Annotated in this window: 14 protein-coding genes; 11 read left to right on the plus strand and 3 right to left on the minus strand. The window is 53.8% G+C overall.

Features of this window, described 5'->3' with window-relative positions; translation table 11 throughout:
- The first annotated feature begins 1 nt into the window (after window position 1).
- The 5 genes from EDM57_RS10950 (at window position 2) to EDM57_RS10970 (ending at window position 5,015) form a co-directional block, all read left to right on the plus strand.
- The gene (locus EDM57_RS10950) at window positions 2-940 is read left to right on the plus strand and encodes a VanW family protein (RefSeq protein ID WP_122904802.1); all 939 of its coding nucleotides are present in this window, start codon (window positions 2-4) and stop codon (window positions 938-940) included.
- Window positions 941-1,099: 159 nt separating this feature from the next.
- Window positions 1,100-1,528 (plus strand): MarR family winged helix-turn-helix transcriptional regulator, encoded by a 429-nt coding sequence (locus EDM57_RS10955; protein WP_122904803.1) that lies wholly within the window; start codon window positions 1,100-1,102, stop codon window positions 1,526-1,528.
- A gap of 9 nt (window positions 1,529-1,537) precedes the next feature.
- On the plus strand, window positions 1,538-2,197 hold the full coding sequence (locus tag EDM57_RS10960; RefSeq protein WP_122904804.1) for an HlyD family secretion protein: 660 nt from the start codon (window positions 1,538-1,540) through the stop codon (window positions 2,195-2,197).
- A gap of 6 nt (window positions 2,198-2,203) precedes the next feature.
- Entirely contained in the window at window positions 2,204-3,433 is a 1,230-nt protein-coding gene (locus EDM57_RS10965; protein ID WP_122904805.1) for an efflux RND transporter periplasmic adaptor subunit, read from the plus strand.
- Window positions 3,434-3,446: 13 nt separating this feature from the next.
- Window positions 3,447-5,015 carry a DHA2 family efflux MFS transporter permease subunit gene (locus tag EDM57_RS10970; protein WP_122904806.1) on the plus strand — a complete coding sequence of 523 codons (1,569 nt, stop codon included), beginning with the start codon at window positions 3,447-3,449 and terminating at the stop codon, window positions 5,013-5,015.
- A gap of 339 nt (window positions 5,016-5,354) precedes the next feature.
- Here the strand turns inward: EDM57_RS10970 and EDM57_RS10975 are convergent, their stop codons facing one another.
- Window positions 5,355-6,299, minus strand: a complete 945-nt coding sequence (locus tag EDM57_RS10975; RefSeq protein ID WP_122904807.1) for a DMT family transporter — start codon at window positions 6,297-6,299, stop codon at window positions 5,355-5,357.
- A 132-nt stretch (window positions 6,300-6,431) separates the two neighbouring features.
- Between EDM57_RS10975 and EDM57_RS10980 the strand changes: the two genes are divergently transcribed.
- Window positions 6,432-7,184: an N-acetylmuramoyl-L-alanine amidase family protein gene (locus EDM57_RS10980; RefSeq protein WP_122904808.1), complete on the plus strand. Its 753-nt coding sequence runs from the start codon at window positions 6,432-6,434 to the stop codon at window positions 7,182-7,184.
- On the opposite strand, the gene EDM57_RS10985 is transcribed toward EDM57_RS10980, so the two are convergent.
- Window positions 7,162-7,953, minus strand: coding sequence for a divergent polysaccharide deacetylase family protein (locus tag EDM57_RS10985; RefSeq protein ID WP_122904809.1), 792 nt, complete (start codon window positions 7,951-7,953; stop codon window positions 7,162-7,164). The two genes, EDM57_RS10980 and EDM57_RS10985, sit on opposite strands and share 23 nt — an antisense overlap.
- 140 nt (window positions 7,954-8,093) lie before the next feature.
- On the opposite strand from EDM57_RS10985, the gene polA reads away from it, so the two are divergent.
- The 5 genes from polA to EDM57_RS11010 all read left to right on the plus strand — a co-directional run bounded on the left by polA (window position 8,094) and on the right by EDM57_RS11010 (window position 14,055).
- On the plus strand, window positions 8,094-10,742 hold the full coding sequence (gene polA, locus EDM57_RS10990) for a DNA polymerase I (protein ID WP_122904810.1): 2,649 nt from the start codon (window positions 8,094-8,096) through the stop codon (window positions 10,740-10,742).
- A gap of 55 nt (window positions 10,743-10,797) precedes the next feature.
- Window positions 10,798-11,625, plus strand: coding sequence for a DNA-formamidopyrimidine glycosylase (mutM, locus tag EDM57_RS10995; RefSeq protein WP_122904811.1), 828 nt, complete (start codon window positions 10,798-10,800; stop codon window positions 11,623-11,625).
- Between the two features lie 26 nt (window positions 11,626-11,651).
- Complete coding sequence (gene coaE, locus EDM57_RS11000) at window positions 11,652-12,254, plus strand: dephospho-CoA kinase (protein ID WP_122904812.1); 603 nt, start codon at window positions 11,652-11,654, stop codon at window positions 12,252-12,254.
- Window positions 12,251-12,814, plus strand: coding sequence for a lytic transglycosylase domain-containing protein (locus EDM57_RS11005; protein WP_122904813.1), 564 nt, complete (start codon window positions 12,251-12,253; stop codon window positions 12,812-12,814). The genes coaE and EDM57_RS11005 overlap by 4 nt, the downstream gene beginning before the upstream one ends.
- A gap of 194 nt (window positions 12,815-13,008) precedes the next feature.
- A complete protein-coding gene (locus EDM57_RS11010; protein WP_122904814.1) occupies window positions 13,009-14,055 on the plus strand; it encodes a glyceraldehyde-3-phosphate dehydrogenase in 1,047 nt (348 codons plus the stop codon).
- Between the two features lie 127 nt (window positions 14,056-14,182).
- Here the strand turns inward: EDM57_RS11010 and EDM57_RS11015 are convergent, their stop codons facing one another.
- Complete coding sequence (locus EDM57_RS11015; RefSeq protein WP_122904815.1) at window positions 14,183-15,310, minus strand: HD-GYP domain-containing protein; 1,128 nt, start codon at window positions 15,308-15,310, stop codon at window positions 14,183-14,185.
- Window positions 15,311-15,366 lie beyond the last annotated feature (56 nt).

Below are 15,366 nucleotides of genomic sequence, written 5' to 3' on the forward strand. Positions count from 1 at the left end.
GATGGGGTATGCTTTGACTCTGGCTTTGCTTTTGCTAGCCAATCCACTTGATCCAACCAACTTCTTGCACGTCGAGTTGGGAGACAAAACGGTAGCCATCCTGGACCGGGCGGATTATACCTTGCCTGTTGGCGGTGTTCCCGTCGCGGATGACTACCAGTTGCAACAACTGTTGGACGCAGTAGCCAAGGAGGCGTACATAGAGCCGATCAACGCGACCATTAATGCGCATGGAGCCATCGTCCCCGAGAAAAAAGGCCGCAAGCTGGACGAAGCTGCATTTTTGGAACAGTTTTACCAGTATTACTACGGCCAGGGTGCAGCGACCATGCAAGTCACCTGCAAGGAAGTGCATCCGAAGGTGGACAAGGCTCTGCTCAGCCAGGTGCGGAAAAAAGTAATCGGGCAGTACGCCACTTATTTCAACTCGCAAAACAAAAACCGCTCTCACAATATCAAGCTCGCTGCCCAGGCGATCAACAACTACGTCTTATTTCCCGGGGAAACTTTTTCCTTCAACAAGGTAGTCGGCAAGAGGACGAAGGAAAAAGGCTATTTGCCAGCGCCCATCATCGTCAGGGGCGAGCTTTCCGAAGGGATCGGCGGCGGGATTTGCCAGGTATCCTCGACTTTGTTCAATGCGGTGGACAAGGCGGGACTGCATATCGTGCAGCGTTATTCCCACAGCAGAAATGTCGCCTATGTGCCCCCCGGCAGGGATGCGACCGTGAGCTGGTACGGCCCGGACTTTGTTTTCCAGAACAAATACGCGTACCCGGTCATGATCCGCGCCATTGCCGGAAACGGGACGATGTACGTGACAGTGAACTCTTTTCCCGAGATCGAATACGAGCCGCGCCATGTGCCGAGCGTGAGCCAAAAAACGCCGGAGGAAGGGCCGGCAAGTCCAGAGACGATTACAGAACCAACATTGCCTTGAAGGGAGCGGGCATGTTGGTTTTTTTACGTGAGCATTTATCTAATTACCTAGTTAAAATTTAAGCAGAAGAAATAGTTGCCACGAAAACAAAAAAGTCGTATAGTGTTTCCTGTGATAAAAATTTCGTGCCCGAAATATTAGGTAGGAAAGGAGTGTATCATGAACAAGCCTCTGCATATTCGGGATTTGCTGAAGCGTCTGAACAAGACGTTTACGACGATGGCGACGAAGGAGCTGAGCAAGTACGGCTTGACGGTTCCCCAGCTGATGGTCATCCGGCAAATCCACTGCGATCCGAAGACAATCGGCCAGATCAGCAAGGCTGTCGATCTGTCGTACAGCACCGTTTCCGGCATTATTGATCGGCTGGAGCGGGAGCAGCTGGTCGAGCGTGTGCGCGATGACAAGGATCGCCGCGTCGTCTGGATTCGAAAGACGGAGAAGATTACCGAACTGTTTGCCAAGGTGGACTTATTTTCAGAGGAATTTTACAAGCGTATTTTCGACGGTTTTTCGGAAGAAGACCTGGACGGCATTATTTACTCCATGGAAACGCTGATTGCGAAACTAGAAGAGAGAGAAAGCTGAGGAGAAATCATGAAGCGAAAACTGGTATTGTATGTCATCCTGCTTCTGTTTGTCGCAGGGGGCGGGGGCATCGGTTACTACTACTGGTATCAGGGGGAACATTACGTGACGACGCAGGATGCCAGAGTGGCAGGAGACATTTATCGGGTCATGCCCAAAATGACAGGCAAGCTGATTGCGCTTACGGTCAAAGAAGGCGACACAGTCGTAGCCGACCAGATCATTGGGCAGCAAGACACGACCAACGTCGCGACAAATCAATTGGAAAACAGTTTGCTGCGCTCCCCGATCACCGGTACCGTCATCAAAACGCAAGCGAAGGAAGGCGAGATTGTTTCTACGGGACAATCTGTAGCGCTGGTGATTGACGAGAGCAAACTGTACATCTCCGCCAACATGGAAGAAACGGAGATCCAGCGCTTGAAACTGGGACAAAAGGTCGAATTTACGCTGGATGCCTACCCTGGCAAAAAGCTGACTGGCCATCTGACAGAGATCGGAAAAGCAACCAACTCCACTTTTTCGCTGATGCCAGCCGTAAACACAAGCGGGAACTTCACCAAAGTCACCCAGCGAATTCCGATTAAAATTGCCATTGACGACACAGCAGGTGTTCATTTGGCTGCCGGTTTGAACGCCGAGATCAAAGTGCGAGTGAAGGAGATGTAATCTGGCATGAAAAAGACAGCACAATGGAAATCGATGGCGGCCGTGATGATGGCGATCTCGCTCATGACTGCAGGCTGCAGTGATACATCTTCTGCCTCGTCCCAAGAAGAAAACGTCCCGGTTGTGAAGACGTGGAAAGTCGCGTCTGCGCAATCCGGCCTCATTGCCAGCGGGAAAATTATCGCTGCGGATGAGATTCAGGTCGTCTCCAAAGTATCCGGCAAGGTAGCGAGCGTCAACGCCCAGGAAGGCTCTGTCGTCAAGGCAGGGGATGTTCTGGTGACGCTGGAAGCGGCAGACTACCAGCAGCAAATCAACCAGGCGCAAGCCGCGATTGCCGGAGCAAACGCCAAGCTGCGCGATACAAAAGCAGGGGCGCGCGACGAGCAGCTCACCCAACTGGCAAGTGTCGTGACGCAAGCACAGGCAGGTTTGAAAGTAGCAGAGAGCAACTACAACCGGATGAAAGCGTTGTTTGACGCAGGAGCGCTGTCCCAGGCGGAACTGGAAAAAGTTTCGCTCGAATTGGAAAAGGCGCGCACGGGTCTGGAGCAGGCGCAGGCGCAGTACGATCTGGCGAAAGCGGGCCCGACTGCAGATACTGTCGCTGCCCTGCAAGCAGAAGTAAGCCGTCTCAATTCCAGCCTGGAAATGGCAAAAAGCAGCTACGAGAACACCATCATCCGCGCGCCCATCAGCGGGATCGTCGCAAAGCGCTCGATAGATCCGGGCGAGATGGCGACAGCAGGCGCGCCGCTTCTGGTTTTGGTCAATATGGCGGACGTGAAGGTAGAGGCGAGCGTCCCGCAAGATCAGATCAACAATGTCAAAGTAGGCTCTACGGTTGACGTAAAAGTAGGCAGTCTGGGCGGCAAGGTTTTGCAAGGAACAGTGGAGTTCGTCTCCCCGGTTTCTGACGCCAACAGCAGCTCGTTCCCGATCAAGGTCAAAGTGAGCAACCAGGAAGGGCTGCTGCGCGCAGGGATGGTAGCAGAGGTCGTGCTGCAAGGTCAGGCCAGCCAAGGGCTGAAAGTACCAAGCTCGGCAGTTCTCGCAAAAGATAACAAGCATTACATTTACACCGTGGACAATGATGTCGTCCATCAGGTGGAGGTTTCGGTAGACAACTCGAGCGGTGAATGGACAACCGTCACGCAAGGTGTCAAAGACAACGATCAGATTGTGCTGAATCCGACAGATCAATTGTCCGAGGGCACCAAGGTAATCGCAAACTAACGGGGGTGATGGCATGGCGGAAGCGGTGGCACAGCGGGAGGATAAAGGCGGCAGCATGTGGCTGTCCCTGATGGCGATCCTCTCGGGAACCTTCGTTGCGATTTTGAATAACAGTTTGATTAACGTTGCCCTGCCCACCATGGTCAGCATATTTGGCTCCACGACAGAGACCATGCAATGGGTTTTGACGGGCTACATGCTGGCAAATGCCGTCATGATTCCGATGAGCGGCTCGTTGTCAGCCAAATTTGGGTCGAAAAAAATATTTGTTCTGTCGCTTGCGGCATTTACGATTTCTTCCGTCCTCTGTGCGCTCGCCTGGAGCGATGCTTCCCTGATTGCCTTCCGCGTCGTGCAGGGGGTGAGTGGCGGGATGATTATGCCAATTGGGATGTCGATGATTTACATGATCGTCCCGCGCGAAAAGATCGGAATGGCACTCGGGATTTTCGGGATTGCCTCGATGACCGCGCCCGCGCTGGGGCCGACTCTGGGCGGGTACCTCATCGAATTTTTGAGCTGGCAGTTTTTGTTTTTGATCGGGGTTCCGTTCGGGATTTTTGCCGTAATCATGAGTATGGTTCTGCTCAAGGAAACGCCGAAAAAGCCGGAGCTGAAGTTCGACTACCCCGGGGCTATCCTGGCGATTGCCGGCTTTGGTGCGCTCCTGCTCGCTTTCAGCAAAGGGCAGGCAGAGGGCTGGACGTCGTTTTACATCGTCAGTCTGTTTTTCGTGGCGATCATGTGCCTGGCGCTGTTCGTTTGGGTGGAGCTGGGAAAAGAACAACCGCTGCTTGATTTGCGGTTGCTGAAAATTCCTGTATTTTCCATCAGTATCGTGACTTCCGGCTTTGTCATGATGGGGATGATGGGCGGGATTTTCCTGATGCCGATCTTTTTGCAAAACATCCAGGGGATGACGGCGATGGAGTCGGGGATTTTGCTGATGCCGCAATCGATTGCGATGGCATTGATGATGCCGATCAGCGGCAAACTGATGGACAAGTACGGCATCGGCCCGATCGGTCTGGTCGGACTGACGATCATGACGGTTACGACCTATGAGCTGCACAATCTCGCCGCAGACAGCATGCACTCCTGGATGAACATGATTTTGACCATCCGCGGGATCGGGATCGGGCTGTGCATGATGACGCTGTCCACTGTCGGGATGAACGCCGTGCCGCGCACGAGTGTCGGGGATGCTTCCCCTCTTTCCAACGTGCTGCGTCAGGTGATGAGCTCGTTTGCGATTGCGATTTTGACGGTTATCATGCAGGCTCGCCAAAATTTTCACATGGCGTCCATTGCCGACAATCTCAATCCGGATTTGGCGACGCAGTTTATCAGCGGCATTTCCGGCATGTATGCGCAGGTGGGGGTAGATGCGGCGAGCGCTTCGGGAGGGGCGAGTACAGTCCTGTACGGGATGATGGCGAAGGAAGCGCTGGTGCGAGGGATTGGGGATACGTTCCTCGTCTCTGTCATTCCGATTGCGCTTTCGATTCCGCTTTTGTACTTTTTGCATCAAAAACCCAAGCAAAAGCCGCAGGCGCCTGAGCAGCAAAAGGCGGCTGCCTGAAATGTAAAGCGAAAGGGTCACTCTGCAAGCCTCATTTTGGGCGGTGGGAGTGACCCTTCTTTCATATATGTATGGTTGCGTGGGCTGACTGCTGGAAAAAGATGTGGATCGTGGCTGCAGGGGAGGGAGGAAACAGGAGAAACCGCTGCAGGTGCTTGGGACCCTGGCGGGGTAGGAGTCCCAAAGACCTTTCGCTTGTTTCTCCTGTTTCCTCCACGAGCTGTTTCTGGCGGTCGTTAAGACAAAACCTTCCACAACCAGTACACAATTCTTCCTACAATATAACCAAGCAAAATCGTCCAGCCGATCTTTGCCCAGACGTTCAAGCCTTTTACAAATTCACGCAAGCTTTTTCGGGGTTGGGGGTGCTTGTTCACCTTGAGACACTCCTTTTGCTGGTTGGTTATAGCGAATAAACACATAAATTCCGGCAATGATTATCAGCCCGCCGACCCATTGCGGTACGGTTACAACTTCCCCCAGGATGAAGTAAGCCAATATCGCCGTTCCAATCGGTTCTCCCAGGATACCCATGGAAATCGTGGTCGTATTCAACCATTTGATGACCCAGTTAAAAATTGAGTGGCCGAGCAGGGTCGGAAACAGCGCGAGGCAGAAAAACCAGCCCCAGTCCTGGGCAGGGTAGCCGACGAGCGGGTAGCCCAAGACGAGGTCGTACGCGACCAGGATCACGCTCGTCGCCGTGTAGACGACCAGTGTGTAGGTAAAGGAAGACATGTGCTGGCGAATGTATTGGCCGACCAGCCAGTAGCCGGTGACGGTCATCGCTCCGAGCAAGGCGAGCGCGTCGCCCAGCAGAGCCATGCCTCCGACCTGAAAATCTCCCCAGCCAATGACGAAGCTGCCTGCGATGGCGAGCAATCCGCCTGTGAGTGCAAGCAGCCGCACGCGCTCCCCGAAAAAGAAGTAACCGCCGATAAAGGCAAATAAGGGCTGCAACGTTACCAGCACGGTTGAGCTGGCGACAGACGTGTAGTTCAACGACTCGAACCACAACAGAAAATGGCTGGCCAAAAATGCCCCGGACAATAGACAGAGTAGCCACACTTTTTTGCCCATGCTTCCGATCTCCGCCAGAGCGCCGCGATTCCAGAGCAAAAACGGCAGCGTCAGGACGACGGAAAAAATCAGCCGATACGTGGCAACAATCGGCGCAGGCGCGCTGGACAGCTTGACGAAAATCGCGGACGTGGAGACGGCGATTACACCGATGACAAGAGCCAGATACGGGGGAAACAACGGCTTTTCCAATGGTTGATTCATGTGAGCACCTTCTTAAAAATGTCGGCTAAAAGTCACGATTTGTTCTATTGTACCGTTCGCCTGAAAAATTCACAATCTTATGCTTACCAAACTGCCTGAAAGGTTTTTTTTCGATCAGGCAATCCTACAGGCATGAGATACTTGCATTCTTTTTTTCGCATCGTCGTTTTGTTGCTCTTGCTCGTGTGCATGCCTGCCCGAACAGAAGCGATCCCGCTGACCCCCATCCACATTCTGATCGACGTCGGCCACGGCGGGGTGGACTCCGGCACCTCTTACGGCAACCTGTATGAAAAAGACATCAACCTGCAAATCGCCAAGCGCCTGTACGAGCAACTGACCAGGGCAGGGTTCAGCGTAGCGCTGAATCGGTACGAAGACATCGCGCTTAGCGACGACAACCGCTGGCTGGGCATTCGCTCCCGGCATCTCCGCGATCTGGCCCAGCGCAAAAACCTGGCGAAAGAAATCGTGCCGCAAATGATGCTGAGCCTGCATGTGAACTGGTCGAGTGACACAAGGCAGCGCGGACCTGTCGTGATTTACCAGAGCAATGAACAGAGCTTTATGCTTGCCGACTTGCTGCAAGACTCGCTGAATCGGATGGCGAACACGAACATCAAGCCGGTGAAGGGCAAGACGTACTATATGCTGCGGCACAGCTACTGTCCGTCGGTCATCGTGGAGATGGGGTTTATCAGCAACGCTTCTGACCGTGCAATGCTGACCAATCCTGCGTCACAAGAAAAAATCGCTCAGGCCATCAAAGAGGCCGTGAGCGCGTACGTGATCCTGACAGGCAATCTGAAAATGGACACGCCAACAGATGAAAGCTGGTGGCAAGAGCCATTGATTCAACAGATCAATGGCCGACTTGACGAATAAGCTGGGAAATGGTCACAAATTCGGCCTCCTTCTGAATCCGCGGGATGTACTGGCGCAGAACGGAGGCTGTTTTTTTGCCCGGCGGCCCGACGTGCCCGATTGCGATGCAGAGCGGGTGGTTGTCGATCAACTTGCATATTTTTTCCATCTGTCTGGTGATGTGCGGGACCGAGTATTCGTCATCAAGAAAAACCCGATTTTCGAGGTACGGCACGCCCATCTCCGCAGCGATTTTGCCTGCCACGCTTTTGTCTGTCGTCTTGCTGTCCAGGTATATGAGACCGCGCTTTTTGACCACACTCATGATGATTCGCATAATGCGCTCGTCAGCCGTCACCTTGGAGCCCATATGGTTGTTTATCCCGATGGCGTGTGGCACGTCGTCAATCGCTTTTTCGACCCGCTGGCGAATTTCTTCATCGGACAGATCGGTCGTAATGGCACCTGGCCCGAGCCACGAGCGTTTGCCCTTGACAGGCTCCATCGGCATGTGGACGAACACGTCGTGCCCTTTTTTGTGGGCAAGCTCCGCGTCCTGCTTCGTGCTTGGCATAAACGGCATGACCGCGACAGTCAGCGGCACGGGCAAATTCAGCATTTCCTCTGTTCCTGCCATGTTGTTGCCAAAATCGTCGATGACAAAGGCCACCAGATTTTTCGGTTTTGGCGGTAAAGGAGAAGCGGTGTCGCCTTGGGCCGCTGCCCACGATAGAGGGAAGCAAAAAAGCAGGATAGCAAGTACGAGCGGAAGTCTTTTCAGCAAATACACAGGATCGCCTCCTTGTCCATTTTTTTCATAGTCTGTTCAACCGCATCCGTGTTTACCCGCATCATCTGCGGCTTGGCTTAGGCGATCGCCCTATGTTACGATAAAAGATAGTAGTTTTGCCACGAGAGGGGTCGGATTCCTTGAGTCATTTTGTGTTGATTGACGGAAACAGCGTAGCCAACCGGGCGTTTTATGCGCTCCCTTTGTTGTCCACGTCAGCCGGACTGCACACGAACGCAGTCCTTGGGTTTACCACGATGCTGCTTCGCGTGCTGGAGGAAATGAAGCCAACGCACATGATGGTTGCGTTTGACGCGGGAAAAGTCGTCTTCCGCCACAGCGAGTACGCCGAGTACAAAGGCGGGCGCAGCAAAACGCCGCCGGAGCTGTCCGAACAGTTTCCGCTCATCCGGGAACTGCTTGACGCCTTTTCCATCAAGCATTTTGAACTGGAAGGCTACGAGGCGGACGACATTATTGGCACGTTGACCAGGCATGCAGATGCACAGGCCTGGAAAACAACCGTCATTACCGGGGACAAGGATATGCTCCAGCTCGTGTCCGATCACGTATCGGTCGCGCTGACCCGCAAAGGCGTCAGTGAAATCGAGCTGTACACCCCGCAGGAAATTCAGGAAAAATACGGCCTTGCGCCGCTGCAAATCATTGACTTGAAAGGCTTGATGGGCGATTCGTCCGACAACATCCCCGGCGTGCCCGGCGTCGGCGAGAAGACGGCCCTGAAGCTGTTGCACGAGTACGGTTCCGTGGAAAAGGTGCTGGAAAACATCGACCGCATCTCCGGCAAGAAGCTGCAGGAAAACTTGCGCGCAAATGTGGACAAGGCCAACATGAGCAAGGCGCTGGCGACGATTTTGCGCGAAGCTCCAGTCGAGCTGGACGTACATGAGACAGCCTATAACGGCTACGACGGAGCCGTTGTCAGCGAATTTTTCAAAAAGATGGAGTTCAAGTCGCTTCTCTCCAAAATCAAGGTGACGCAGCCAGCAGAAGGAAGCGGACAGACTTCGGCGAAGCCTTTTGAATTCGAAGTGGTCACAGAGGAAAATGCGGACAAGTACGCAGACAAGCTGACCTCCCCGATGGCGTTGTACATTGAGATGGACGGCGAGAACTACCACCACGCTCCGATTCTCGGTTTTGGACTGGCAGCAGAAGAGACGGTGCTGTTCGTTCCGTGGGACGTAGCGCGGGAATGGAAAGCGTTCTGTGCGTGGATGGCCGACCCTGCCAAGGAGAAGTGGGCGTTTGACGGAAAACGCGAAACCGTAGGGCTGGCATGGCATGGACTGGAAGTAAAAGGAATCAGCTTCGACGTCTATCTCGCCTCCTACCTGCTCAACGCTTCGGAAAGCAATCCGACGCTCGACAGCATCGCCTCCCAGTACGCCCAGGTGCGGGTGCTGTCTGACGAAGAGGTGTACGGAAAAGGGGCCAAGCGCCTCGTGCCGGAAATGGACGTGCTCAGCGAACATGCGGCGCACAAGGCTGCGGCGATTTGGCAGAGCGTCCCGGTGATCCGCGAGCAGTTGGCGGAAAACGAAATGGTGGAGCTGCTGCGCGACCTGGAAGCGCCGCTCAGCATGGTGCTGGCACGCATGGAAAAGCAAGGGGTCAAGGTCAACAGCGCGCGTCTCGTGCAAATGGGCGAGGAACTGGACAAAAAGCTGGCTGACCTGACGACGCAAATTTACGACCTGGCAGGTGGGGCGTTCAACATCAACTCGCCCAAGCAGCTGGGAGAAATTTTGTTCGAGAAGCTGGCCTTGCCTGTCATCAAAAAAACGAAGACGGGACCTTCCACCAGTGCAGACGTGCTGGAGAAGCTGGCCCCGTACCACCCGATTATCGAGGCGATCCTCAACTTCCGCCAGCTCGGGAAGCTGCGCTCGACGTACATCGAAGGGCTGACAAAAGAAATTCATTCGAAGACGGGCAAGGTGCACACGTTGTACAATCAGGCGACGACTGCGACAGGCCGTCTGTCCAGCACGGAGCCAAACCTGCAAAACATCCCGATCCGCATGGAGGAAGGCCGCAAAATTCGCGAAGCGTTCATCCCGTCCGAGGACGGCTGGTACATGCTGGCAGCGGACTACTCGCAGATCGAGCTGCGGATTTTGGCCCACATTTCCGGAGACGAAAACTTGATCGACGCCTTCCGCAAAGGGATGGACATTCATACGCGCACCGCGATGGACGTATTCGGAGTGAGCGAGAGTGAAGTGACTTCCTTGATGCGCCGCCAGGCCAAAGCGGTCAACTTCGGAATCGTCTATGGCATCAGCGACTACGGCTTGTCGCAAAACCTGAACATCACCCGCAAGGAAGCCGCCGAGTTTATCGAGCGCTACTTCTCTGTCTTCTCCGGCGTGAAACGCTGGATGGACGAGATTGTCCAGCAGGCGAAGCAGGACGGCTACGTGACGACACTGTTGCACCGCCGCCGCTATTTGCCGGACATTCGCAGCAGCAACTTCAACTTGCGGTCCTTTGCGGAGCGCACGGCCATGAACACGCCGATTCAAGGAACGGCTGCCGATGTCATCAAGCTGGCGATGATCCGCATGCAGGAGAGCCTGGAGCAAAAAGGGCTGTCCAGCCGGATGCTTTTGCAGGTGCACGATGAGCTTGTGTTTGAAGTGCCGGAAAACGAGCTTGCGATCATGCGCCAGCTCGTGCCGGAAGTCATGGAAGGGGCGCTTGCCCTCGATGTTCCGCTCAAAGTGGACGTGAGCGACGGACGAAGCTGGTACGACGCCAAGTAGGCAGGCCGCCGAACACGAAAAAAAAGAGAAGACTGTCAGCGAGAGGGGGAGGCATATGCCGGAGTTGCCAGAGGTGGAAACCGTCGTCCGCACATTGCGCAAACTGGTGCTGGGAAAAACGATCGAACGGGTCAGTGTCCATTTGCCCCGGATCGTTCGCCAGCCGGATGACGTGGAAGCGTTCAAGGCCCAGCTTGCGGGCCAGACGATCCGGGAGATTGCGCGGCGGGCCAAGTTCATCCAGTTTTTCATGGATCAGGACGTGCTGATTTCCCATCTGCGGATGGAAGGAAGATACGGGTTGTACCAGGCAGACGAGCCTGTCGAGAAGCATACGCATGTCGTGTTTCACTTCACCGATCAGACCGAGCTGCGCTATCGGGACGTGCGCCAGTTCGGGACGATGGATCTTTTGCCAAAAGGCCAGGAGACGGTTACAGGACCGCTTGCCAAGCTGGGGGTAGAGCCGCTTGAGGACAGCTTTACCCCTGACGTCCTGCGCAAGCTGCTCGCAGGCAGGCAAACAAAAATCAAACCGCTCCTGTTGAACCAGGAATGTATCGTAGGGCTGGGGAATATTTATGTGGACGAGTCACTGTTTAAGGCAGGGATTCACCCCGAGAAGCCGGCAGGCAAATTGACTCGCAAAGAGGTCGACCGTCTGCATGAGAGCATCGTCGCTACCTTGTCCGAGGCAGTCGAGCAAGGGGGCAGCTCTATCAAGTCTTATGTGAACGGGCAGGGCGAAATGGGGATGTTCCAGCAATCGCTTTTGGTCTACGGGCGAAAAAATGAGCCCTGCGTCCGCTGCGGAGCCGAAATTGTCCGTTTTGTGGTGGGGGGCAGAGGAACGCACATTTGCCCGCTGTGTCAGAAAAAGTGAATTTTTTCCATGAGAGGAGGCTGGGCATGATCTTAGGATTGACGGGCGGGATTGCCACTGGCAAGAGCACAGTGACCGGCATGCTGCGGGAGCGCGGGATTCCGGTCATTGACGCGGATCAGATTGCCAGAGAGGTCGTGGAGCCGGGCAAGCCGGCGTATGAAGCGATTGTGCGTCATTTTGGAAGAGACATCCTGTTGGAAGACGGTCAAATTGACCGAAAAGGGCTTGGGGAAATCGTGTTTTCAGACGAGTCCGAGCGTCAAAAGCTGAACGCCATCGTCCATCCCGAGGTGCGACGCGTGATGCGGGAAGAGGCGGAAGTAGCCAAGGCAAACGGAGCTGAGATCGTGTTCATGGACATTCCGCTGTTGTTTGAAAGCAAGCTGCAGCATATGGTCGATAAAATTGTCGTCGTCTACGCGCCGTACGACATGCAGCTTGCGCGGATGATCGAGCGGGACGAACTGGAAGAAGAGCAGGCGAAAAAGCGGTTGCGCGCCCAGTTTCCCATCGAACAGAAGAAGCTGCAGGCTGACTTTTTGATCGACAACTCCTTTTCCCGGGAAGAGACGGAGCGACAGGTGGATGCGCTTCTTGCTGCAATCAGGTCGGAGCAGCGATCATGAGACCAGGCAAACGCGCAGCATTCATTCTGCTCGTATTGCTGAGCGTTTTTTTGCTGCAAGGCACGCCTATGGTGTGGAAATGGATGTACCCCATCAAGTATCAGCAGGAAATCGTGACAGCAGCGATCAAATACAATGTAGACCCTTATCTGATTTTGGCCGTCATCCGTTCCGAGAGCGGCTTTCACACAGACCGCGTCTCGAAAAAGGGAGCGGTCGGCTTGATGCAGATCATGCCGGATACGGCGGAGTGGATCGTCAAACAGGCCAAATTCCGTCCGCAAAATGAGCAGTACCTGTACGATCCGGTCATGAATATCGAGATCGGGACGTGGTACCTGAACTTTTTGCTGAACCGCTACGAAGGCGATCTCATCAAGACCATCGCCGCTTACAACGCCGGTCCCGGAAAAGTGAACGACTGGCTAAAAAACGAACAATGGAGCGGGCAGCGTGAGACGATTGAAGACATTCCGTTCGGAGAGACGCGCCAATACGTGCAGCGAGTCCTCTATTATCATGACCGTTACAAGCGCATATATGACTTCCAATTGAGGTAAAAGCCGCTTTCCATGCAGGGAGAGCGGCTTTTGTCTTGGATTGGGGCACACTAATAAAAAAGCCGAACAATCAATAGGAGGGGAGAATCGTCCAAATATTTATTTTTTAGTAAAACACATTGATAATTGTGTTATACTTATTATAATGAAAGTAACGAATGAGCGTAACTCAATTGCGAAAGGGGTTTCTAATTATGACAATCAAAATTGGTATTAATGGTTTCGGCCGTATTGGGCGCATGGTATTCCGCCGCGCTATTCAGGACCCCAACATTGAAATCGTAGCGATCAATGCCAGCTATCCTCCGGAGACGCTTGCGCACTTGCTGAAATACGATACGATTCATGGACGCCTGCCAAATAAAGTGGAAGTGCAAGACAACAAAATCATCGTAGACGGCAAAGCGACGGTTGTCCTTTCCGACCGTGACCCGCTCAAGCTGCCTTGGGGCGAATTGGGTGTGGAAATCGTCGTGGAAGCGACTGGCAAATTCAAGGATCGCGAAGGCGCTGGCAAGCACCTGCAAAGCGGAGCGAAAAAAGTGGTCATCACCGCTCCGGCCAAGGAAGAAGATGTTACCATCGTCATGGGTGTAAACGATTCCATCTACGACCATGCGAATCATCATATCGTGTCCAACGCTTCCTGCACCACGAACTGCCTGGCTCCGGTGGCAAAAGTGCTCAACGATGCATTCGGCATCGAGCAAGGCTTGATGACAACCATTCACTCGATCACGAACGATCAGGTAAACATCGACAACCCGCACAAAGACCTGCGCCGCGCGCGTGCCGCTGGCGAGTCCATCATCCCGACGACTACCGGTGCTGCCCGTGCGGTAGGCAAAGTATTGCCTGAGCTGAACGGCAAGCTGAACGGCTTTGCGCTGCGTGTTCCGACACCGAATGTATCGGTTGTGGACCTTGTTATCAACACGAAAAAGCCTGTTACCGTCGAAGAAGTAAACCGCGTGCTGCGTGAAGCGAGCGAAGGCAGCATGAAAGGCTACCTCGAATTTTGCGATGAGCCGCTCGTATCCAGCGACTTCAACGGCAACGACAACTCCTCCATCGTCGACGGTCTGTCCACGATGGTCATGGGAACCAACCAGGTGAAAGTCATCGCTTGGTACGACAACGAGTGGGGCTACTCCTGCCGCGTCGTCGACCTGGTTCGCCACGTATCGGAAATGTACAACCAGCCAAAGGCAAAAGAAGCAACAGCTGCTGGCGTCAACTAAATCGGATGAATCAAACCCCTTGGCCCGCTCCAAAAGGCAAAGGGGTTTTTGTCGTGTTGACTTTATTTCGCAAAAAAAGCTTCGCCATAAAAAGGCGAAGCCGGATTTTTCACACTGTCTTGTTCATTCAGGAAGAAGCTTCAGACAAGGTATTCAAGTTGAACAATTGATCGTCTTCAAAACCGACGATAAACAGCTTGATGTTTTCCTTCAGGTTGAGATCGTACGGAGTGACGACATCGTTGCCGCGGCCGTCCTTCAAGATGCGAATCGTCGGCCGATGGGTATAGTCCGGGTCAACGCGACTGACTACCCCTGTCTCGCCCGTATTGAGGACAACGCTGCTTCCGATCGGGAAAATCGCGATGTGCTTGATAAAGGCGTTCACCAGATGCAGTTCGAAGAGGTGGCCACCGGAACCGAGCAAGTATTCGACAGCATCCTGCGGCATGTAGCGCTTGCGCCACGGACGCGGAGAGGTCAATGAGTCATAAATATCGCAAAGGCCGACGATCTGGGCAAACTCATGAATCTGCTTCCCGACCAGGCCCTGTGGATAGCCGCTCCCGTTCAGCCGTTCGTGGTGTTGCAGACAGATGTGTGCAGACAACAGGGAAATGTCCGGCTGCTTGCGAAGCAGGTTGAAACCAAGCGTTGTATGCTGTTTTGCCAGCTCTTGCTCTTCGGCATTCCAGCGCTCTTTTTTCTGCAAAAGCTCTTCCGGCAAACTGACCTTGCCAATATCGTGCAGCATCGCCCCGATGCCAAGGTTCATCAGTTGGGTTCGGTTGTAGCCGAGCGACATGCCGACTGCCGTTGCGAGTACCGAAACGTTGACTGAATGATGGTACAGGGATGGGGAGTGGGAAGAGATCGTAGTCAGGTGCCCGACCATCTGCTCATTTTGCATCAGGTCATCCAAAATGGAGCTGAAAGCTTGCTGAAAATGCAGGCCCATTTCTTTCAAGGAGATTTTGCGGGCGAGCTTGTTCGAATTGGTGATCTGCTTGATCGTCTTTTCAATGACTTCCACGGCAACCTGTCTGGTCTGCGGGCGAATGACGTCCTCCACCACAATGTCTTCCGTACGCGGATCGTCAATATAAATGGCGTCGATACCGGATCGTTGAAGACCGGAAATCAAACGCTCGGTCAGTTGCATACCGGTGCCAAGCAGCACTTTGCCGTCTTCAGTGAAAACGGTACGGCCGAGCTTCATTCCCGGCTGGACGTGTCGTAAAGAAACTAAGCGCATTACAATCCCTCCAACAGTATCCATATTTTACTCCAATCGACGGATGCTTTAAATAG

Source organism: Brevibacillus gelatini (genome assembly GCF_003710935.1).
Classification (GTDB): Bacteria; Bacillota; Bacilli; order Brevibacillales; family Brevibacillaceae; genus Brevibacillus; species Brevibacillus gelatini.